The organism is Catellatospora bangladeshensis (assembly GCF_016862575.1).
In the GTDB taxonomy this organism is placed as follows: domain Bacteria; phylum Actinomycetota; class Actinomycetes; order Mycobacteriales; family Micromonosporaceae; genus Catellatospora; species Catellatospora bangladeshensis.
The window spans coordinates 76585-98028 of the sequence record NZ_BONF01000017.1; the positions used below are offsets into that span (position 1 = coordinate 76585).

Annotated in this window: 16 protein-coding genes; 4 read left to right on the plus strand and 12 right to left on the minus strand. The window is 72.1% G+C overall.

All coding sequences use genetic code 11. The features are described from left to right. Window positions 1-97: 97 nt before the first annotated feature. Both Cba03nite_RS16590 and Cba03nite_RS16595 read right to left on the minus strand, forming a co-directional pair. Entirely contained in the window at window positions 98-2488 is a 2391-nt protein-coding gene (locus Cba03nite_RS16590; protein WP_203746717.1) for an RNA polymerase sigma factor, read from the minus strand. Between the two features lie 136 nt (window positions 2489-2624). Continuing rightward, complete coding sequence (locus Cba03nite_RS16595; RefSeq protein ID WP_203746718.1) at window positions 2625-2945, minus strand: hypothetical protein; 321 nt, start codon at window positions 2943-2945, stop codon at window positions 2625-2627. A 220-nt stretch (window positions 2946-3165) separates the two neighbouring features. Here Cba03nite_RS16595 and Cba03nite_RS16600 point away from each other — a divergent pair, with 220 nt between their 5' ends. Beyond that, window positions 3166-6636 carry a zinc metalloprotease gene (locus Cba03nite_RS16600; protein WP_203746719.1) on the plus strand — a complete coding sequence of 1157 codons (3471 nt, stop codon included), beginning with the start codon at window positions 3166-3168 and terminating at the stop codon, window positions 6634-6636. Window positions 6637-7093: 457 nt separating this feature from the next. Here Cba03nite_RS16600 and Cba03nite_RS16605 read toward each other — a convergent pair whose 3' ends face one another. The 3 genes from Cba03nite_RS16605 to Cba03nite_RS16615 all read right to left on the minus strand — a co-directional run bounded on the left by Cba03nite_RS16605 (window position 7094) and on the right by Cba03nite_RS16615 (window position 9193). Next, window positions 7094-8206 carry a tetratricopeptide repeat protein gene (locus Cba03nite_RS16605; protein WP_203746720.1) on the minus strand — a complete coding sequence of 371 codons (1113 nt, stop codon included), beginning with the start codon at window positions 8204-8206 and terminating at the stop codon, window positions 7094-7096. 1 nt (window position 8207) lies between these two features. Beyond that, a complete protein-coding gene (locus tag Cba03nite_RS16610; RefSeq protein ID WP_203746721.1) occupies window positions 8208-8873 on the minus strand; it encodes a hypothetical protein in 666 nt (221 codons plus the stop codon). Window positions 8874-8935: 62 nt separating this feature from the next. Beyond that, complete coding sequence (locus Cba03nite_RS16615; protein WP_203746722.1) at window positions 8936-9193, minus strand: hypothetical protein; 258 nt, start codon at window positions 9191-9193, stop codon at window positions 8936-8938. 181 nt (window positions 9194-9374) lie between these two features. Between Cba03nite_RS16615 and Cba03nite_RS16620 the strand changes: the two genes are divergently transcribed. Beyond that, window positions 9375-10040 (plus strand): hemerythrin domain-containing protein, encoded by a 666-nt coding sequence (locus tag Cba03nite_RS16620; protein ID WP_203746724.1) that lies wholly within the window; start codon window positions 9375-9377, stop codon window positions 10038-10040. Here Cba03nite_RS16620 and Cba03nite_RS16625 read toward each other — a convergent pair. From Cba03nite_RS16625 to Cba03nite_RS40635, 4 genes are all read right to left on the minus strand, one after another. Further along, window positions 10028-13336 (minus strand): ATP-binding protein, encoded by a 3309-nt coding sequence (locus Cba03nite_RS16625; RefSeq protein WP_203746725.1) that lies wholly within the window; start codon window positions 13334-13336, stop codon window positions 10028-10030. The genes Cba03nite_RS16620 and Cba03nite_RS16625 overlap by 13 nt on opposite strands. A 131-nt stretch (window positions 13337-13467) precedes the next feature. After that, window positions 13468-13929, minus strand: coding sequence for a hypothetical protein (locus Cba03nite_RS16630; protein ID WP_203746726.1), 462 nt, complete (start codon window positions 13927-13929; stop codon window positions 13468-13470). Between the two features lies 1 nt (window position 13930). After that, window positions 13931-16075 carry a serine/threonine-protein kinase gene (locus tag Cba03nite_RS16635; protein ID WP_203746730.1) on the minus strand — a complete coding sequence of 715 codons (2145 nt, stop codon included), beginning with the start codon at window positions 16073-16075 and terminating at the stop codon, window positions 13931-13933. A gap of 19 nt (window positions 16076-16094) precedes the next feature. Further along, the gene (locus tag Cba03nite_RS40635; RefSeq protein ID WP_373315754.1) at window positions 16095-16205 is read right to left on the minus strand and encodes a hypothetical protein; all 111 of its coding nucleotides are present in this window, start codon (window positions 16203-16205) and stop codon (window positions 16095-16097) included. A gap of 153 nt (window positions 16206-16358) precedes the next feature. On the opposite strand from Cba03nite_RS40635, the gene Cba03nite_RS16645 reads away from it, so the two are divergent. Then, on the plus strand, window positions 16359-16556 hold the full coding sequence (locus Cba03nite_RS16645) for an ATP-binding protein (protein ID WP_203746734.1): 198 nt from the start codon (window positions 16359-16361) through the stop codon (window positions 16554-16556). A gap of 130 nt (window positions 16557-16686) precedes the next feature. On the opposite strand, the gene Cba03nite_RS16650 is transcribed toward Cba03nite_RS16645, so the two are convergent. From Cba03nite_RS16650 to Cba03nite_RS16660, 3 genes are read right to left on the minus strand one after another with little or no spacing between them, the layout of a single operon-like run. After that, a complete protein-coding gene (locus Cba03nite_RS16650; RefSeq protein WP_203746736.1) occupies window positions 16687-17631 on the minus strand; it encodes a hypothetical protein in 945 nt (314 codons plus the stop codon). Next, entirely contained in the window at window positions 17628-18824 is a 1197-nt protein-coding gene (locus tag Cba03nite_RS16655; protein WP_203746738.1) for an MFS transporter, read from the minus strand. The genes Cba03nite_RS16650 and Cba03nite_RS16655 overlap by 4 nt, the downstream gene beginning before the upstream one ends. Beyond that, window positions 18824-20569, minus strand: coding sequence for a discoidin domain-containing protein (locus Cba03nite_RS16660; protein ID WP_203746740.1), 1746 nt, complete (start codon window positions 20567-20569; stop codon window positions 18824-18826). Before Cba03nite_RS16660 ends, Cba03nite_RS16655 begins: the two co-directional genes overlap by 1 nt. 391 nt (window positions 20570-20960) lie before the next feature. Between Cba03nite_RS16660 and Cba03nite_RS16665 the strand changes: the two genes are divergently transcribed. Next, complete coding sequence (locus Cba03nite_RS16665; protein ID WP_203746742.1) at window positions 20961-21344, plus strand: VOC family protein; 384 nt, start codon at window positions 20961-20963, stop codon at window positions 21342-21344. Window positions 21345-21444: the final 100 nt, after the last annotated feature.

The following is a 21444-nucleotide window of genomic DNA, read 5'->3' on the forward strand; positions in this document are numbered from 1 at the left end:
ATCCGCGCGGGTTCGCACTGCGGAGCGCTCACGTGTCGGTGCCTGTAACAGCGGCTGGGGACCGCCGGTGGTGCCCCAGCCGCGGTCTTCGCTTCCGTCATGGGGCGCGCAGGTAGCTGGCGACGAAACCGCCATCGGCCAGCGTGCCCGCGTTGCCGTGGCAGTAGACGTCGACGGTCAGCTTCGGAGGCGCGCTGTAGGAGTTGATCGCGCCCAGGTGGCAGTAGCGGTCGTCGTCACCGTACGCCGTCAGCTGCACGCTGTCGCCGAACTTGCCGAGCGAGGTCCATGTCAGCCGGTACCAGCCGGTGTTGAGCCGGGACACCGACGGGGTCTCTCCGTCGCTGCTGTACGAACGCGCTGCGTCGACGTGCGGGGCGGCGCCGCCGGATACCAGGGTGTAAGCCGACGGCGCGGACCCGTCCCGGTGCGGCCCTGCCCGGTCGGTGTAGGTGAGCAGGAACCCGCTGTCCCGGGCGGTGGCGGCACCGGTGGTGACGGCCTGGCAGGCCACCGACACCGTCAGCGCGTCCCCGGCGGAAGCGGTCCCCGCGACACGGCAGCGGGCTGCGGCGGTGCCGAAGGTGGTCAGCATCATCCCGCCCGTTCCCGCCGCGAAATCACGGCCGGGCAGCTGCACCTGGTATCGGCCGGTGCCGGTACGGGTGACGGAGTTCGTCCCGCCGGCCGAGTTGGCGGTGCCCGCCGCGCGGATGCCCGCCGCGCTGTAGGCGACCGTCGCGTACGGCTGCGTGCCCCCGGCCGCCGCGGCGACGAACACCGTGAACCACCAGTCGATCGGTGCCCCGGTGTGGTCGAAACAACGCACGTCGACGAGTTCGTCGGTGCCGGATCTCCGGTAGTCGGCGACGGCGCAGACGCGCCCCCGGTAGACGGTGCGGTACGCGGTGACGTGCGTGACTGCCCGCTCGGCTCCGAGTCCGGGCAGCCGTACCTGATAGCGGCCGGTACCGGTGTGGGTCACCAGGGCCTGCTGGCCCGTGGTGGCCGGGTAGTCGGCAGCGGTGCTCCACTGGGTGTTCAGGTTCAGCGGCGTCGCGGTCCCGATGGGTGCTTCCGCCTCGGTCGCCTTGTCGACGTACACGTATCCCCAGTTTGGGCTGCCCTGCAGGACCTGGCCCGCGGACGCGCCGCCCGTTCCCGCGCTGCCGGGGTCGGCGCCTGTCGGAACCGGGGAGGCCGGCGCCGAGGGTGCGGGGCCGGGCGCGCCCGGACCGCCGGAGGAAGGCGGCGAGGTCGGCACGGCAGGCGCCGCGGTGCCGGGTGCCGTCACCGCGGTCGCGGACGGGCGCGGGTCGGGCGAAGCAGCCGGACCGCCGGTTCCGGTGAAGACCACCGCCGCCACCGAAACCGCCACTACGACCGCCGTGCCGCCGGCCGCCGCCGGGTTGCCCAAAACCGCGTCGGCCAGCCGCCCGAGGGACGGGTTGCCGGCCAGCGCGGTCAAGATGCGACCGCCCAGGCCGCCGACCGGCGACGGCGGGCGGGGCGCCGCGACGATGTCTGCGGGCGCGACGACGGTGGCCGGAGCCGGGGCGGTCGCGGGCGTGTCACGAGACACCGCGACTGCGGCAGCCGCCCGCTCGTCGCTCTCCTCGCGCCCCCAGGCGGCCAGCGCAGCCGGCATCGCCAGAATGGGGATCACCAGGAAGTCCTTGGCCAGCCCCACCTTGCGGCTGTGGGCGTACTGCTGTCGGCAGACGTCGCATCCCTTGAGGTGGCGGCGGGTGCGCTGGTACACCTGCGGCGTGAACCCGGCCGGGTCGCGCCGGTTCCACTCGCCGGCCGCGCACGGGCGGGTGCGGGCCAGGTGGAGGGTGAGCAGGTGCTCGGTAACCCGGATGCGGGCGTCGTACAGCACGCGGTCGAAGCGGTGCGCCGCGACACCGCTGGCCTCGATCAGCTGCCGCCGGGGCAGATCCTGGGTGTAGGCCAGCAGGACCAGCTCGTAGTCATCCTTGATGTGGTGGGTAGCCTGCCGCAGCCAGCTGCCGAGCTCCCAGCTTCCAGCCAGTTCCTCCACGGTCGGCTGCGGCCGGTCGGCGAGGTCGAGATCGGCCGGATCGGCCGGGGCCGCCCGGACCCGCTTACGCAGGTGGTGCGCGACGTCACGGCGGGCTGCGGTGTAGACGTAGCGGTAGAACGACCGCGCGCCGTGCCGCAGGACCAGGCCCGCGCTCGCGTGCACGGCGCACACCCGGTCGAGCAGGTCGCGGGTCAGGTCGACCGCATCGTGCTCGTCGTCGACCCGCAGCGCGAAGTAGTGGTGCAGCCGCGCCAGCTCGGCACGGCACAGGGCCTGCATCGCGGCGTCGGCATCGGCCCCGCCCGCGGTCACCATCGCGACGAGCCGGTCGCCGGCCTGCTCGCGCAGGGCATGGTCGCGCCCGCCCGCGGCGGCCTCCAGCTGGGCTAGGGACACCACCGAGACATCGACGGGAGATGCGCCCCGATCCACGGTGCTCACGAGTGCCTCCTATTCGGACCGCGCCGCCTGAGGTGAATGTTAGGGGCCGTCGCCACGGCGCGGTGGGCTCGCGCAGCGGCCGCCGGAGCCAGGCGAGGGCTGCCCGCCACCGGCGTGGCGGGCAGGCAAACAGCCGTCACGGGCGCGCTCCCGCTCGGTCGGCGGCCGCCGGGCAGCCGGCCGGCTGGTGCTCGGCCGCCAGCCAGCACTGCCACCACCGGCTGAAGTCCGTGTCGGACGGTGCCAGGGGTATGGCGTACCGCTCGGCGTGGGCGAGGCAAGCGCTGACGAAGAAGTGCACGAACTGCCAGGCGACGGCCTTGCGCCGCCCGTTGAGGGTGTCGGCTATGGTGCTGGCGGCGTAGGTCCGCCGCCCGGCGGCGGCCAACTGCCGGTATGAGGGTGCGCCGGCGCGGAGGCGCAGCCGGTGCAACTGCGCCGGCAAGGTTTCCTGCACTGCATCGCTCCTGTTCTGACGGGGTCCGTGCCTACAGAGGCGGCAGGTCGCGAAAACTCCGGCCGCACCAGAAAAAATCTTGAAAATCTTCGGCGCCCGGCCGTGTTCGGTTGTGTTCCGCATCGCCACCAGTGCGTTCCGCGCGGTGGCGGCGTGCGCCGGTGCCCCGCTGCACTGGAGCGGTCGATCCCCCCACCCCTACGGGAGGCAGGAAATGTTCATGAGCAGACGACCCCGGTGGCGGGCCGGGCTCACCGCCGCGGTGCTGCTGGCGGCGCTGGCGGCGGCCGGACCGGCGCCGAACCCGGCGCTGGCCGACACCGACCACCTGTGCCGGTTCACGTTCACCATCACGACCGGCGGCGACGGTATCCGCGACGACTCCGAGGAGATGATCTTCATCGGGAACGCGCCGGTCGTCTTCGAGGACGCCGACGGCGACGGCACGAGCGACGACCCCGGCCCCATCCACAAGGGCGGCACCGGCGACCGGCGCCACGCCACCCATGTCTGGCATGCTTCGCTGGAACGGTGCCAGCACAACTCGGTGCTGACCCGCGGCTTCACCTTCATGCACACCAACCGCGCCGATGATCATGAAACCGACAACTGGGACCTGGTCGGCCTGCGGATCGTGGACCGGGACACGCCCTCGCGGGTCTACTACGACCGCAGCCCCGAGCAGGGACTCATCCACCGGTTCTCGAAGAACGCCAACCAGACCTGGAACACCGGCTGGCGCGACCTCAGCAACGTCTGCCGGGTCACCGTCACGATCAACACCGGACCCGACGGCATCGGCTGGGCGGGAAGCACCGGCAACTACTACCCCGTCGACGCTCGGGAGACGATCACTCTCGGCGGCCGGCACCTGTTCTTCGAGGACTACGACGGTGACGGCGCCGCAGACCCGCCGGAGGACAGCGACCTGCCACCGGGACGGCCCTACCACGAGGGCGGCCGGGTCTACCCCGCCGGCCACGGCACCACGTACGTGTGGCAGGCCGCGCTGTCCCCGTGCGTACCGAACGCCAAGCTCATCGGCGGGTTCGACCTCGTGCACACCTCGGCCCGCGACGACTGGGACCTGACCGGCCTGCGCATCGTCAACCGCGACACCGACGCCGTCTACGTCGACCTGCCCGAGACCGGCACCGTACTGCACCGGTTCGTCCGGGGTTCGGACGCCGCCTTCAACACCAACCTCGGCCGCCCCTTGCCCGACCCGGCGCCCGGCCTCGACACCGACCACGACGGCCTCACCGACGCCGAGGAGCTGCACGGCCTGACCGCAGGCGGCCAGACCGACCCCTGGCTCGCGGAACGCGGCGCCGACCCATGCCGGGAGACCGTCGCGGTCGAGATCGACTGGCTGTACGACGCCCAGGAGAGCCATCAACCCGCCGCCGCGTCTTTGGCCGCGGCCACCTACATGTTCGATCGCGGCGACCGGCCGGCCTACCCCTGCCCGTACGGCTACACCTCCGGCCCCGGCGTGCAGCTGCTGATCGACCTGTCAGACGGCATAGACGCCGGCTCGGCCCGCAAGGCGCGCCTGGCGCAGCGGTCGGCGACCACCGACCGCAGCCCGTTCGACGACTACCGGGCCGCCCACTTCCGCCCGATCCGCGACGAGCGCTTCTTCTACAACCTGTGGGGGTACGCCCACAACGAGACCAACAGCTCCGGGGTGTGCTGCTTCGGCCCCAACAGCAACGACTTCATGGTCACGCTCGGCGCCGGCAACGACGCCCTCAACGAGCAGGGCCTGCCCGACGCCTCCGCGCACGCCGCGGCGGCCACCTTCGTCCACGAACTCGGCCACGCCCTCACCCTGCGCCACGGCGGCGACGACGACGTCCCGTACAAACCGAACTACCAGTCGGTGATGAACTATCGGTACTCCAGCACCGGCATCCCCGACTTTGGCATCGCCCGCGCCATGATGCTGGCCGAGACCGACGCAGACCGCCTGCACGCCGCCCTCGAACACGCAGCCACGCTCGACTACTCCCGCGCAGCGCTCAACAACCTCGACCCGCACCGGCTCGACGAGCGGACCGGCATCGGCGCCGCCAGCGACTACCTCACCGCCTGGTGGGACGCCGCCGGAACGCTGCGCGTCGGCGCCGGCTCTGCCGGCCTGGACTGGAACTTCGACGACATGGGCCGGCAGGCCACCGACCCCGACGTCGAGGTCGACATCATCGGCCAGTTCCAGGTGTGCATCACCGGGTTCGACCCCACCGGCGGCGGCCTGAACACGCTGCAGACCCGCTCCCTGACCACCGACTTCCGCAAGAACCAGCGCATCTACGCCGGCAGCGACGGCAGGTGCGACACCCCCGCCCTGGCCACCGACTTCGTGCCGATCGAACCGCCCGGCGGCACCCGGCCGCCGGACTGGCCGAAGGGGTTCGACTACGTCCGCGAGTTCGGCTACACCGAAGGGCTGAGCGGCCACGACGACTGGCAGCAGATCAGGTACCGCATCGGCGTCTCGCCGGACGTGCACCGCCCGCTGCCGTGGCACGAAGGCGCCGCACAGGCGGGTCTGTCGCCCAGCGACGCCCACGCCGACGCCGACGAGGTGATCGGCGCCTTGCGGGCACCGGACACACCAGCCCCTCAGCCCACACCGCGCTGGGGATACGCCTACATGGACCGGGCCACCACCACGGAGGCGCCGCTGGGTGCCGTCACCGCCCTCAACCCGGGCTGGCAGTGGACCACCGGCCGCCGCGACCCGGCCACCGCCACGCGCCGGGCCGACGTCGTGCACACCGGCACCGGGCAGTACCGGGTCCGGCTGCCCGACATCGGCTCGGTCACCGGCATCGCCCAGGTGACGGCATACCGCACCATCTACCGGGGCCGCAGTTGCGCGGTCGCCGACTACGGACCCGACGGCGCCGACGAGCTCGTCGCCGTGCGCTGCTTCGACGAGCACGGCGCCCCGGCCGACTGGTGGTTCGAGGTGTTCTTCGCCGCGCCCACCACCGGCGGCCGCGCGTACGCCACGCTCCGCTATGACCAGCCCGGCGGCGCCACCGGCAGCGAGGCGATCGTCAACAGCGGCACCTTCAGCTCCGCCGGGCAGCCTGTCGGCGTGCTGCGGGAGGGCACCGGCCGATACCGGGTCGCGCTGCACGGCACCTCCTTCGCCGCCGACACCGGTGGTGTGCAGGTCACCCCGTACGGCACGGGGACACCGGCGCACTGCGACGCGCTGGACACCGCGCCTGTCGCCTACGGGCTGGAGATCCTCGTGCAGTGCACCGAGGTCGGCGACGCACCTGAGGGCAAGGCGGTGGACAGCATGTTCCTGCTGTCGTACACCGACGGCGTCGGCCTGCACGGCGACCCGGCGGCCAAGGCCGCCTACGCGACTGTCACCGGCACCGCGTCCACACCCGCCGTCGACCTCGCCCACTCCTGGACCAGCACCGGCGAGACCCCGACCGTCGCCCGGCTCGGCGTCGGATACTACCGGCTGACCTGGGCCAACCTTGCCAAGATCGGCGACCACACGCAGATCACCGCGACCGGGCCAGGCGGAGGCTACTGCCAGCTCGGCACCATCAACTCCTACAGCGCCCCACCCCAGCTCGATCTGTACGTCTGGTGCCACACCCCGACCGGAGCGCGAGGCGACACCGACTTCACCGTCGCCTACGTGCAGGCACCGTGAACACGACGGCGCGTACCGCCTCGCGCAGTTCCTGGTGGTCGTCGGAGGGCCGGAAGTGGTCGAAGGCCGGATTCGCAGTCATGGTTCCAGTCGTTTAGTTGTTGCTTGAGCGGTCGAAGGGCGGCCGGCACGGCCCTGTGGCGCCGGCCGCCCGGGGCGGGGTCAGCCGCGCAGCGCGGAGGTGAAGATGTACTGGGCGCCGCATGCCGCGACGAACCGGAGCTTCACCATGTACGGCGATCCGCGAACGTAACAGCGCGCGAGCCCGCCGTGCCCTGCGGGCCCGCCCGGACGAACGGCCGGACATCGACCTCTGCACCTTGATGTCTGGCCCCACGAAGCGGCTGGCCGATCCTCTGAACTGCCGAAAGACGCCTTACGCGCAAGCTGGGTAGCCGGACCGGCACAGGTTCCGACCGCATGATTCCCATCGTGTGGGCGGGAGGTTTCCAGATCCTCAAACCCCTGACCCGAGAAGCGGAATGTCCGAGCCATCCGGGCAGGCCGGGACGCGGAGCCGCCGGCGGTTGTCCGCGGCGGCCGCCAGCGCCGGATGCCTGCCGTCCACGGTCGCGGCGAGGATGCGGTACGCCCGCTCGGCCAGCACACACGCCTCGGACGTAGCACCGCGGTCGGCGACGACGACGGCCAGGTTGTGCAGCGTCAGCGCGGTGTCCGGATGCTCTGCCCCGAGTGACGCCCGCTTGCCCGCCAGCGCCGCGCGGTAGAGCACCTCGGCCTCGGCCAGGTCCCCCAGCGCGGCCCGCACCGAGGCGAGGTTGTGCAGGTTGACGGCCACCTCGTGGTGCTCGGCTCCGTGCCGGTGCGTGAAGTATGCGATCGCGTGCCGCAGCAGCGGTTCCGCCTCGCCGTGCCGGCCCTGGGCGTGCAGCAGTGCGGCCAGGTGTGCCTCGTCGGCGACGATCGCCGGGTGTCCGGCGGGATGACCGGCGCGGTGCAGGGCGAGCGACCGCCGTGCCCACCGCTCCCCCGCCGCGAACTCGCCGCGGCTGTGTGCCAGTCCGGCCAGGTTGTGGCAGAGGGCCGCCAGCCGGGGATCATCCGGGCCGTGCGCCGCCTCCAGGGCGCTGAAGGCGAGCGCGTAGGCGGCCTCGGCGTCGTCGAGGCGCCCGGCGAACTTGGCCAGCATGCCCAGCTCGTTCCAGACCGGCACCCGGTCCAGATCTGAGGACGCCCGCTCCGCAAGGGCCAGCGCCTGGCGGAGGGCACCCTCGGCTTCGCGGTACCGGCCCTGGCGGCGCAGGCAGCCGCCGAACGCCGTGGCCGCCTCGATGTGCAGGCGCAGCAGCTCGCCCTCGGCGGGCAGCGCGGCCAGGACCGCCACCGCCCGCCGGTGGTGCGCCTCGGCGATCACGTGCGCGCCGGCCTCGTCGTATGCCGACGCCAGCAGCGTCAGCACGTTGGCCACGTCGGGATGACCCGTGCCGGAGTGCTCCTCGAACAGCTCCAGGGCTCGCCGGCACAGGTCGACCGTCCGCGGGTGGCGGTGCGCGTCGCGTTCCCGCAGCGCCTCGTCGTGCAGCAGCACCGCGTACGCGATCGGGTCCATCTCAGGCGGCCCGCGCCGCGGCGGGCGGACGCATCGCGGTCAGCGCCGTGGCCAGGTGGGCCAGCGACACCACGACCGTCGCCGGGATGATCCACAGGCCTTCGGCCCCGGGCAGCCCCGGGAAGACGACCATGACCACGACCGCGGCGGCCAGGGCGCCACCGGCCGCTCGCACGCCGCGCCGGTCGCCGCGCCAGATCAGGCCGATGCCGTAGACCAGGGTGGCCAGCAGCCAGGCGAACCCGAGCACGGCGTTGACGGCCTGCCCCGGCCCGGCTTCGACCTGCTCGCGCACGCCACCGGGCATCGGTGCGATGAACGCCTCGAACCAGGCCCCGGGGCCGAACCCGGCGAAGGCGACCGCGGTCACCAAGGCCGACGCCGTCACCATCCAGTGGGGACGCACGAAGCCGCCTACGGCGACGAGCATCGGCAGGCCGGCCGCGACCAGCATCCCGCCGAGGGCGAAGGTGAGGTGTGCCGCCTCCCAGGTCGGCGACGCGTACGCGGCGGTGTCGTGCCGCAGCGGGTGCATCACGTTGCCGGCCGCGAACAGGACGGCTCCGATGCCGACCAGGTACGCGGCCAGGCGGCGCGTGCCGAGCGTGTTCGTCTCTATCCTGGCGTGCTCGCTGGTGCCGGTCGCGGTGGTGAGGGTGTCGTTCATCGGTCTCTCTCTTTCTGCGGTTGCGGGCCGGCGCGGCTCGGCGCCGGCCCGGCGATCGGATGTCAGCTCTGGCGGGCGATCGGCTGGCTGTGGTTCAGGTGCGAGCCGCCGGCGTTCAGCCGGGTGCGCAGGGCCACCGCCTGGCTGTGGTTGGTCGCCAACCCGCCCGCTCCGGCCTGGCTGCGCGCCGCCGTGGTGTGGGAGGTGGCGACGCCGTCCTCGGCCTGGCCGGCCGGACGCGCGGTGACCGCCGCGCTGTGGTTGATGGTGAGCCCGCCCGCGCGGACGCGGGTCCGCATCGACTGGTCATGGTTACGCATCAGGAACTCCTCGTTTCCGACGATGCCGGGGGCGTCCCGGCCGGATCAGCGTCGCGGCGGCCACTTGGCGGGGACTTGGGATCGGCTTGTGCCGCACCTGACGAGCCCGCCAAGTCGTCGCCAAGCCGGCGGCGTCACGGTGGCGGCGACATCGGCATGCCGAACAGCGAGGAGAGCGACCGTGCCTGCGGCCCCTATCGAGCGTCCCCAGCTGCTGGGCTTCCGCCTGGCCCACCGCACGATGCGCGGCGACGCGCGGCGCCTGGCCGATCTCGCCGGGCGTATCGGTGCCGGGGTCGTCGTCTGCGACCGGCGCCGGGCGGCTGCCCTGGCCGAATACGTGTGCCGCGTCTGCGACGGCGTGCACCACCATCACGACGTCGAGGACCGTCACCTGTGGCCGGTGCTCGACCGCGCCGCCGGGGCCGAGGTCGACCTCGCCGAGCTGAGCGACGACCACCGCGCGCTGGAGCCGCTGCTGGACCAGGTCCGCGCGGCGGTCACCGCGTTCGCCGCGGCGCCGTCCGACCGCGTGGCCGCACGGCGGCTCGCGCAGGGGCTCGAAGGCCTGCGGGACCTGCTGGACGAGCACATCGAGGAGGAGGAGCGCACGGTCCTGCCGCTGGTGGAGCGGTACGTGTCGGCGGCGGACTGGCGGCGCGTCGAGGCGGCTGCACGCCGGGCGGGCGATCCGTGGTTCGACCTGCCGCGCATCGAGCGGTTCGCGGCGCCGGACGAGCTGGCGGAGCTGCACGCCCTGGCGGGACCGGTGCTGCGGGTGGCGCTGCTGTTGCTGCGCCCCGGCCACCGCCGCCGCGAGCGGCTCATCTTCGGTCAGCGCAGGTGAAGGCCTGCTTGCGCCCGGTCGGCCCAGTGCCCGCTGCCGAGGCTTTCGGCGAGCTGTGCGGCGTCGCGGTAGTGGCGGGCGGCGTCGTCGTCGCGGCCGGCGAGCCGTGCCAGGCCGGCCAGCGCGAGGTCGACCGGCCCGGCGGCCAGAGATCCGCTGGACAGCCCGGCCACCCGGCCCGCCCAGGGCAGCAGCGCGTCGTAGCAGGCCGCGGCGGTCGCGTGGTCCTGCAGCAGGACCGCGTTGTCCGCGCGCACCGCCATGAACAGCAGCCAGTAGTACCCGGCGCCGATCTCCAGCGACGGCCGCCAGACCGTGCGGGCCTCGTCGGCGCGGCCTGCGGCGGCCAGCGCGCGGACGAGCATCTCGTTGATCTCCGCCGTCGGCAGCACCGCATGGAAGCCGTGCAGGGCGTCCGCGGACTCGTGGGCGCGGCCGGCGGCGAGCCGGACGAAGAACTGGCCGAGTATCGCGAACGCGTGCGCGCTGACGCCGCCGTGCCGGCCGATCTCGGCGGCCAGTTCGGTGTAGCGGCGCTCGGCCTCGTCGAACCGTCCCGCCACGAGCGCGCGCAGCGCGTCGAACATGTGCAGGATGGCCAGGGTGAGGCCGAGCTGCCCGGTCGTGGAGTGCTCCACCGCCCGGTCCACGTGTGCCCTGGCCGCGTCGAGGTCGTTGCGGCCGAGCTGGGCCAGGCACAGGACGTGGTGTGCCTGTGCCTGGAAGCCCAGGAGCCCGGCGGCGGAGCTCACCGCGAGCAACTCCTCGCCCAGCGCCTCGATCTCGTGGTTGCGCTGCGGCGCGAGCGCGGCGAAGTAGCGGGCGTTGAGGGCCAGGCACAGCAGGTGCGCGTCGCCGGAGGCCCGGGCCAGTTGCAGCGCCTGGGCGCTGGCCGATTCGGCCCGGTCCTGGTCCATTCCCTCGACCTCGAAGACAAGGGTGGTCAGCAGCCGGCAGCGGACCTCGTCGACACCGGGCGGCAGCAGCGCGAGCGCCGCCTCGACCTCGTCGACCACGGGCCGGTCGAGCACCCCGTTCTCGCGTACGGTCCAGGTCACGGGTGCGTCGAAGGCGCCCAGTGCGCGTGCCGTGGCCACCGGGTCCCCGACCGCGCGGGCCGCGGCGACGGCGCGCAGGCGGGTCTGCCGCGCCGCCGCGACGGCACCGGCGTGCGCCTGCGCCGACACCAGTTCGCACAGCAGGTCCAGGCGCGCCGCCGGATCGTCGTCGCGGGCGGCGTCGAGGACGTCGAGCGCCCGGGTCAGCAGTGACGCGGCCTCCCGGTAGGCGTAGAGGCGTCCGGCGTGGCGGGCGGCCGTGGTGGCGTAGCCGACCGCCGACCGGGCGCCCTCGGGCCCGGCGGCGAGGGCGTGCCGGGCCAGGGCCGCGACGTCGGCGGGGCGGGTCCGTTCCAGGGCCGCCAGCACCCGCGCGTGCAGGCGGGTACGCCGCAGCAGCGGCGTGTCCTGGTACAGCGTGTCGAGGACCAGCGCGTGGGCGAAGCGCACCCGGCCGGGTGAGGGTTCGACGAGCAGCCCAGTGAGGACCGCGGCCTCCAGCCCGTCCAGGACGGTGTCCTCGTCGGCACCCTCGGCCGCCAGCAGCAGGTCGACGTCGACGTCGCGGCCCACGACGGCGGCGTTGCGCAGCACGGTCTGGGCTTTGGCGGGCAGCCGGGCGATGCGACGGCGCAGCACGCTGCGCACCCCGGCCGGGACCGCGTCGGCCGCGGCCGCGGGTCCTTCGGCCGCGATCAGGCGCGCGGTCTCCTGGACGAACAGCGGGTTGCCGCCGGTGCGCTCGGCCAGCTGCCGTGCCGCGCCGTCGTCGAGGTCGACGCCGCTGTGGCGGCGCAGCAGTGCGACGCCGTCGGCCGGGCTCAGCCCCGCCAGCTCGATCGTCTCCGCGCGCGGACCGGCCAGCGCCGCCCACGTCGGTCCCAGGTGGTCGGAGACCTCGGTCGAGCGGTAGGCGGCCAGCATCAGGACCGGCGACGCGGTCAGCTGCCCGGCGACCTGGCGCAGGATCTGCAGCGTCTCCTCGTCGGCGCGGTGCACGTCGTCGAGCACGACCAGCAGCGGACCGTCTGCGGCCACCTCGGCCAGGTACTGCCCGACGGCGTGGGCCAGCCAGAACTGGCCTGCCGCGGCAGGTTCCCCGTCGGGCCGGCGGCCGGGGTCCAGCAGCGGCGACAGCGACGCGGCCAGGCTGTCGGCGGGCGGCCGGGCCTGCGCCAGCGACCGCAGCACCTGGCTCCACGCCCACGCGGCGGGGGCGCCGTCGACCTCGGGGCAGCGGCCGACGGCGCTACGCCATCCGGTCTCCGCGCCGAACGCCTCGGCCAGGGCGCTCTTGCCCGCGCCGGGTTCACCGCCGATCCACACCACCTGGAAGCCGCCGCCCCGCGCCCGGACGGCCGCGTCGGCCAGCCGGGCCAGCTCCGCTGAGCGTCCCACCAGGCGTTCGGGCTCAGCCTGGCGTGCCGGCCGGTTCACCGGCTTCGCCCGGCGCGCCACGCCGGACGCGGCCGTGTCGAGGTGCGCGGCCTGCCGCAGCACGTCGGCCTCCAGGGCGCGCAGCGCCGGCCCCGGGTCGACGCCCAGCTCGTCGGCCAGCCGCTCGCGCGCTCGCCGCAGCACGGCCAGCGCGTCGGCCTGCCGCCCCGACCGGTAGAGGGCCAGCGCCAGCAGCCGCACCGCCTCCTCCCGCAGCGGATGGGCGCGCACGTGCCGGTCCAGGTCCGGCACGACCCGCATCGCCTGGCCGAGGCGCAGCACGGCATCGGCCCGGTACTCCACGGCGACCGCGCGCAGCTCCTCCATCCGCGCCGCCTCGGGCTGGGCCCACCGCTCGTCGGCGACCTCCGCGTACGCCGGGCCGCGCCACAGTGCCAGCGCGGTGTCGACCAGAGATTCCACGCGTACCGGATCGTCCTGGGCGTGCGCGTCGGCCGCGCTCGCGACGAGGTCCTCGAACCGCCACGCGTCCACATCGGATCGTGACAGCCGAAGCGCGTAGCCAGGCGAGGCGCTTACCAGCACCCCGGCGGGGGTGCGTGCGGCGCGGGCGGGTTCGAGCACGCGCCGCAGGTTGGAGACGTAGGCCTGCAGCGAGCCCAGGGCCTTGGGCGGTGGCTCGCCCTCCCACAGGTCGTCGAGGAAGCGGTCGGCCGACACGACCTCACCCGCGGCACCGACCAGGCGGGCCAGCACCGCCCGCTGTCGTGGCGCGCCCGCGTCCACCGGCTGGTCCGCGACCCACACCTGCAGCGGGCCCAGGACGTTCACCCGCACCATGAACGACGATCATACGGAGATCGGGGCGCGGAACTGTCATCCGATCGCCCGCCCCGGCGTCGCCATGCCGACATTCACCGCAGGCGCCGCGGGCGCGGCAGTGGCCGCGCCCGCGTGAGGACCGCGGCCGATCACACGAAGGTGCCGAGATCCCACCAGTTCCGGTGGCCCAGGAACGTGCCCAGGTCTCTGACGGGTGTGGACTGGGAGGCGAGGAAGGCCATCAGCCGCTTCCTCTCGCACTCCGGCACGGCGTAGTCGACGCTCCTGCCGGGTGCCAGCGTCGCCACCAGGTTCAGCTTGTCCCCGCCGCCCGAGACCGCCCAGATCTCGACGTTCTGGCGCTGGAGCTGGTTGCGGATGTAAATCCTGTCGTATACGTCGATGTCTGCGGTGAGACCTACGTTCAGCCGCCGGGTCACCGTCCGGCCGCCAGCCGTGCGCGCGGAGAGCTCGTACGACGCGGCTTCGTCACGGGCGCCCAGGGGGACCACGTTGAGGATCATGCCGGACTCGGTCCGCTGCTGGGAGAACAGCGTCGTCGCACGACCGGGGACGAGCCGGAAGACGTGCACGGATACTACGTCCTCCACCTCACGCGAGGGACACAGCTAGGAGGCCAGGCCCGCCATTGGGTTTGTCCGCTGGGACTTCGAACGTTATGAAGATGCGGTCATCCACCGCTCGCAGGGCTGAGGGGTGGAGGTTGCTGGTGTCTTCCGGCAAACGCCGTTTCCAAAGCAATTCTCCGGTGCTCGCGTCCAAGCATATGAGACAATTCTTACTGATAATGTAGAGGGACTTGCGGTCAGTCGCCAGCGCGACCGGGGACCACTTTCCCGACAAGTCATAACGCCATGTTCGCTGTCCCGACGCCGGGTCGAGTCGCACTAACTCACCCCGCTCGAAGATCAGAGGGCCGATTTGCGGGTCGACATAGAACGCGTCATCGTCCGACGCCAGGGAGGCGACCCACTTCACCTCTCCGTCGAGGCTGTTGAGGGAGATGAGGGTGTCGGCTTGGTTCGCAACATAGATTGCCTCACCGCTCGCCACGACTTCAGCAGTCTTCGAAACTCTCGATGGCAGCTTCACCCGCCATCGAGCCGACCTGGCCTTCAAGTCCCAGCGAACCATTCGGTCGCTATAGCTTAGAGTTTCAAATCGCGCGACAGCACCCAGATACAGCAGCGTGGTGCCGTCGCTGGCGCAGCCATAGCAGCTACTGATATCGCCGAGGTATTCCTGCATGATCCGTTTGCCTGAGGTGTCGAACGCTTGAAGTCGCAGCGAGTCGTAGCCTGCCGACGGGAGATGGATGAGCGTGGTGCCGACGATGTAGAGGCGGCCCAAGTCCTCAACTTGGATCGTCGTGACCTTGCGCCCGGTAGCGAGATCATTGATCACTATCTTCGCTTGCCCGTTTTCGTCGATCGTTGTGCCTGCCACTAATTTGCCCCACGGCATTGGATCGAAGAACCGTGCCGCTCGCCAACGCTCGGTTCCGTCCACATTGAGAAAGCGGGTCAGCGGGGAGGGTTCGCTTGTGCCTAGGCCCTGGCCCCCGAGGATGACCGTTGTCATATCCAAGAACCGGGCCGTCTCCTGAAGGGGCAACGCGGACAGTACGGTTGCGGAGCGCTCTGGCGTCGAAGGGCTCGCGCCTGGTGCGCCGTTCCGGTCCCCCTGCCCGTTGGAGGTGTGGCCCGTCAGCGCCAAGGTGGCTCCAGTTCCTGCAACTGCCACGACGCCGAGCCCCGCTGCGATGATCGTCCGGCGCCGCAGGCCTTGCCGCGATGTGGGCACAGGATCCATCTGTGTGGTGGGGGTGACGTACCAGCCGCTTGCAGGCGCGGCTGCGCCGAGTCCAACCAGTGTGCGTGCCAGTTCTGAGGCCGTCGGGCGGTCTTTCGGGCGGCGGCTGACACACCGGACCACGAGCGGGCGCAGCTCCTTGGGGACGTTTGCCAGGTGGAACCGGCCGTGAGCCAGCCGTGCGATCTGTTCCTGCATCGTTCCGCCTCCGAGGAGGCCCTGTCCTGTCGCCGCGAAGACTATGGTCGCGCCGAGGGAGAAGATGTCGCCCGCCGGGCTGCCCTCATCGCCGTCGAGCCTCTCTGGGGCCATGTAGGCGGGGGTGCCGACGACCATGCTGGTGGTCAGGCGGGTGGCTTCGGCAGGCAAGACGATGCCGAAGTCGATGATCTGCGGTCCGGCATCGGTCAGCAATACGTTGCTCGGTTTGACGTCGCGGTGCACCAGGCCGCCCAGGTGCATAGCTGCGAGGGCCTCCGCGATGCCTGCTGCGAGTGTCAGACATGCCGCTGGGCTCAGTACGCCGTCTTGCCGGACATGTTGGGCCAGGCTTGGTCCCTCCACGTAGGTGGTCGCGAACCACGGTTGTTCGGCGTCGGGGTCGGCGTCCACGACCGCGGCGGTGTGCAGAGCTGTGATGCTCTTTGCTGCTGCGACCTCTCGCGCGAAGCGCTGGCGGAATACCGTGTCCTCGGCAAGTTCCGATCGGATGACCTTGATGGCGACGCGCTTCCCGGTGGCCGACTGTCCCAGATAGACGCGGCCCATTCCGCCTGCGCCCAGGCGGCCTACGAGGCGGAAGGGGCCAATGCTCGATGGATCGGTGCTGCCCAATTGTTCCATGGCCTGCCTCGCTGCTGTGTGGTCGCGTGCCATTCGGGTCGCATCGTAAGGGAGCCCATAGATCAAGGTGAACCCGGACACCAGCAATTCGGAGTGCCGGTTAGGCCGCCGACCAATGAACCACGACCACCACGCGCGCCCGCAACCGCCGTACCCGCTGCTGCACCCGACCGGTGTCCGCGAGGACCTCATCCACCGGGCCGACCGGGATGACGTTCCACCTTCAGCACGGCTGCCGGGGTGCCCGGCTATCCGGGATGGGGCCGGTGCCCGGCAGGCGGCGCGGTCATGATCTCGGGGAGCAGGTCGGCGTCGAGCAGCGTGATCGCGGTTTCGTACCAGGTGCGCAGGACACTGCCCAGCTGTGCCTGCGGAACGCTGTCGCACCGGCACCGCGTTGCGCCTGGCGGTCGCCGACCGCAGCAGCTCGCCACCGGTGCACCGCCGGCCCGACGTAGACGGCGGCTTCCGGCTGGGCCTCGTGCACCGTATGTCCCGGCACTGGGGCACCGAGCCGACCGCCGACGGCAAGGTCGTCTGGCTGGAGTATCCGCTGCCCTGATCGGGGTCGGCCGCACCGGTCCCTCCGGCGCGTCAGCGCTTGACCCGCGAGCCGTAATCTTCACCCGCCATCGTCGTGTCGACCCGGACCGAGCGCCGGCGCTGCGTTTCGATGCGCAAGCCGCCGCCTGTCATCGCGGTATCAGCGGTGGTGTGGGTGAGGTCGCGTCCCGGACGAGGACACGGGGTGCACCGGTGCCGTCGGCGGCGAGCGCGTACACGTCGCCGTCGCGAGCGTAGGCGACCGTCCGGGTGTCGAGCCAGATCGCCTGGTCGTCGACGCCCTGCGGTTCGGCGAGATCCACCGAGCGCAGGGTGCGCAGGTCCAGCACGGCCAGGCGCCACGGGACCCGCCCCGAAGCCGGTTTCTTGTAGGCGACCCGGGTCGCGTCCGGTGACAGTGACGGGCACTCCACCCCGGCGAGCACCGCCCGCGCCTCCCAGCGTGCGTAGTCGCCGCGCACGAGATAGGTCGCGCCCCGCGTGGATACCGTGGCGTAGAAGGTCGTGTCGTCGTCGGCGAAGGTGACACCCCAGTAGTTGACGTCCGCCGCGTGGTGGCGCCCGCCGTTCAGGTACAGGTGGATGTTCTCGATGTTCGTCACGACGTACCCGGTGCGGGTGTCCAGGATGCCGGTCCAGGTGGAGAATCCGCCCTGGCTGTAGGAGTCGCCGGTGACGAAGACGGTCCAGGCGACCATCCGGCCGCTGGGCGAGACGCTGGCGCGGCTGGGGATCCCGGCCAGTTGCAGCCGCCGGGTCTCGCGCAGGTCGCGGTCGAGGATCACGGCGGTGGTCGCCGGCAGGCCGTTGGTGACGTCGGCGGTGAGGCAGACCGCCGTCGGCCAGGCGGCCGCGAACCGGTCGCACCGCAGCCCCGACCTCTGTCGTGAACCGTCCGGATCAGCTGGGGAGACCGAGGCGACCTGGCCGCCGCCGTCGCGGAAGTAGAGCTGCCCGCCGCGCAGGGATGTCGGCGGTGCGGCCGGTGTCGATGCGGCGGTGTGCGTCATGTAGACCGTGGCCGCCGCGCCCAGCACGAGCGCGGCCGCCAACGCGAGCCACGCCCGCTTCATCGCAGCCCCCGCGCGGCGGCCAGGACCGCCGCGAGCAGGCCCGCCGCCATCACCAGCAGCGCTGCCCGGGCACCCCAGGCGGCCCAGAGCGCCCCGGCGGCCAGCGAGGAGACGGCCCGGGCGGACGCCTGCGCCGTCTGGACCATCGCCAGTCCGGTGGTACGCGAGGAGTCCGGCAGCAGCGGCGCCGCCAGTGCCATCAGCACCCCGTCGGTGGAGGCGTAGAACAGCCCGTGCAGCAGGAGCACCCCCACGACCATCGGCGCCGCGGGCGTCGCACCGGCGAGCAGGAGCGTGGCCGCGACCAGGGCGAGATGCCCGCCGAGCAGGACCCGCGCCCGCCCGACGCGGTCGGCCAGGCGGCCGAGCGGCACCGCGAGCAGCAGGTAGACCGCTGCCGTGCCCAGTGGCAGGAGCGGGAAGTACAGCAGCGGCACCGCGCCGGAGCGCTGCAGCAGCAGGTACACGAAGAAGTCGCTGATGGTGAACACGCCGAGCCCGGCGGCGAGCGCGCACATCCGCCACAGCCGGCGGTCGCGCACGACGGTCCGCAGCGGCGGCACCGGCGGGGTGGGACCCGGCCGGTCCCTGACGTAGAGCACGAGCAGCACCACGCCGAACGCCGCGACGCAGAAGCTGACCACGAACACGGCCCGGTACGTTCCGCCGGTGGCGGCGAGCACGGCGAACGCGGCCAGCGGACCCAGGAACGCCCCCACGGTGTCCATGGCCCGGTGCACGCCGAATGCCAGCCCTTCACCACCGGCCGGGGCCGATGACGCGATGAGTGCGTCACGCGGCGCGGTACGCACGCCCTTGCCGGTGCGGTCGGCGATGATGGCCGCGGCCAGCGGCCCGAGCGCCGTCCCGGCGGCGAGCACACCGAGCTTGGCCAGGGCCGACAGCGCGTACCCGGCGGCGGCCACCGGCTTGTGCCGCCACCGGTCGGCCACCCGGCCCCCGGCCGGGCGCAGCAGCGCGGTGACCCCGAAGGACAGGGCGTCGACGAAGCCGAGCTGCAGTGGCGTCAGGCCGAGGGTGAGCGCGAGGTAGAGCGGCAGCACCGCCGTGACCATCTCCGACGAGACGTCGGTGACGAGGCTGACGGCGCCCAGCGCGATGACGTTGGCCGGGACGGCGGAAAGCGCCCGCCGTCCCGGAGCCGGGGTGTCCCGGCGCAGTGTGATGTACATCAGTGGCAGGTGTAGGTGGGGCTGGTGTCCTTGACCGTGCCGTCGGTCCCGATCAGCTGCCAGGAGAAGGTGCCGGCCGTGAACGACAGCTTGAGCACCCCGAACACGCCGGTCAGGCGCTTCTGGCTGTTGGGCTGGACGTTCTCGATCGCGTAGGGCGAGGCGCCGCCCATCCCGCCGAGGACTTCGACGATGCCGTTCTGGTCGGCGGCGGCCGACGGGTTCTGCGGCCCGAACCGCTCGTAGTGGTGGTCGTGGCCGTTGAGCACCAGGTCGGCGCGTGCGTTGTAGAGCAGCTGCCACGCCTGGCGGCTGACCGGGTCGTTGCCGTGCTCACCCGAGCTGAACAGCGGGTGGTGCCAATACGCGGCGATGCAGCCCTTGGTCGTGGCCGCCAGGTCGTTCTGCAGCCAGGTCAGCTGGGCCGACGCGGTGAGGGTGTTGGAGTCCAGGGCGATGAAGTGCCAGTTGCCGTGGTCGTAGCTGTAGTAGGGCTTGCCCTGCGGGTAGGCGATCGACCCGAAGTAGGACCGGTAGCCGACCATCGCACCGGCCGGATCGTAGGTCTCGTGGTTGCCGGGCGCCGGGCGGATCTTCTGCTTGAACGCGCCCCAGGTCTTGTCGAAGTAGTTCTGGAAGTCCGACAGGCGCGCGTCGTCGTACTGGTTGTCGCCCATCGTCAGCACGAAGTCGGGGTTCATGGCGGTGACCAGGGCCGCGGTCTTCGGATGCTGGCAGGTGCTCGACGAGGCGGTGCACTGCTCGGCTATGTCGCCGGCGGCGGCCACGGTGAACGCACCACCAGGGGTGGGGCTGGGGCTGAGGGTCGGGCTGGCCGTGGGTCCGGCCGTGGCGGTGGGCGTGACGGTCAGCTTGTCCACGTTGGGTCCGCCGGTGGCGGCGACGGCGGTGGCGCGGACGGTGTGGGGACCGGCCGCCAGCGTCGTGGTGACCGTGTACGTAGTCCAGGTGTCCCAGTTCGCCGTCGGGGCGAAGGGGGCGCCCGCGGCGAGGACGGCGCCGTCGACCGCGATGTCCATCGGCCGGTTCGCGGTGGTGCCGTTCGCGTACCGCAGCGTCAGCGCCACGGGACCGGCCACGGCGGTGGTCACCGTCCACTCGATCCGGCTGCCGGTGACGTTGGTGTAGTCGACGAACCCGCTGCCGGTGTAGCCGGTGTGGTTGACGGCCACGACCGCCTGCGACAGCGCGGCGTCCTCCGCCTGGTAGTCGGTGCCGGGACTCGGTGGCGAGCCGGGGCCGTAGACCTCCAGCTCCCACAGCGAGTAGCCGTAGGATGTGCCGCGCTGGGTGCCGTAGACCCGGACGTAGCGCGCGGTCGCGGCGAGGCCGGTATGGTCGTCGGTCCCGCCGTTCTCGCCGGTCACCGGCTTGAGGGTGGTCCACGTCGTGGCGTCGGCCGAGGTCTCCAGCCGATATGCCGACGCGTACGCCGCTTCCCAGACCAGCCGGATGCGGGTGATCGGCGTGGCCGTGCCCAGGTCGACCTGGATCCACTGGGGATCGGACCCTTCGGCGCTGGCCCACCGGGTGGCGGTGTCGCCGTCTACGGCGTTCTCCGGCGCGTACGCCGAGGCTTCGACGGAAGACGCCGCTACCGGCCTGTTGCGGGAGAGCAGGACATCGGCGGCATCGGCACGCTGTGCGAGGACGACGGTGGCCGCGGTGAGCACGGCGGTTGCGGCAGCCGCTGCCGTGGTGAGGATCTGTTTTCTGGACAGCACGGTGTGCTCCTCTGAGGGGAGAGTCACCGGCCGGGGCAGTACACACTGAGCACGTCACGTCCGGTTCGGACGCCGCGCCAAGCCGCTTGGTGATGAGTCTCGATGTGCACGGGGACGCTGTCAAGATGTTAGGAAGACTGTTTTACCATCGCGCAGGTTGCCCGGCGTCGACTCCATATGCTGTCGGGCCGCGGCGCATGGTCGTCCGCCGAGAACAGCCGACAGGTCTGTCGCTCTTCGTAGTGCTGGATCAGCGCGGCTTGCACCTGCGGGTACACAGATCTGCCGATAGGAGCGCGCCCCGCCGACCCTCGCCCCTTTTGCATTTCGTCGCGGCCGACACTCGGTCAGCAGGAAGCGGGCGTGACTTCCGGCGCGTATCGTGCGGCTCGTGACCGCTATCTCTTTGATGCTCGCGGTGCCGGATGCTCCTGCGGCGTCTGCCTGGTATCAACGCGCTCTGGGCGCCACCGAGCTGTGGAACCTCGGCTCGGTGATCGGCATGGAGCTCGGAGGGGCGCCGTTCTTCCTGGCCCAGCCGGAGAGCAACCGCTGGGAGAGCCCGCTTGAGCTGGGCACCACGACGGTACGGGTCGAGGTCTTCGTGGACGACCCGGACTCGTTCGCCAGCGGAGCCGCGGCTGCGGGGGCGGAATACCACGATCCGGTACGAGACCATGAAGCGCCGTGGGGAACACATCGGCAAGGAGGCTTCTTCGATCCGTACGGGCATCTCTGGCTCGTGGGCGACAAGTCGCCGCTACGACGCCGTTGAGGCATCGGGCCACGGACAGGACGAAAGTGCACGGCTGCTCATCGAACCGATGATCACATCCGGATCTGCCGCGATCCGCCACGGCATGGCCGCACGACCC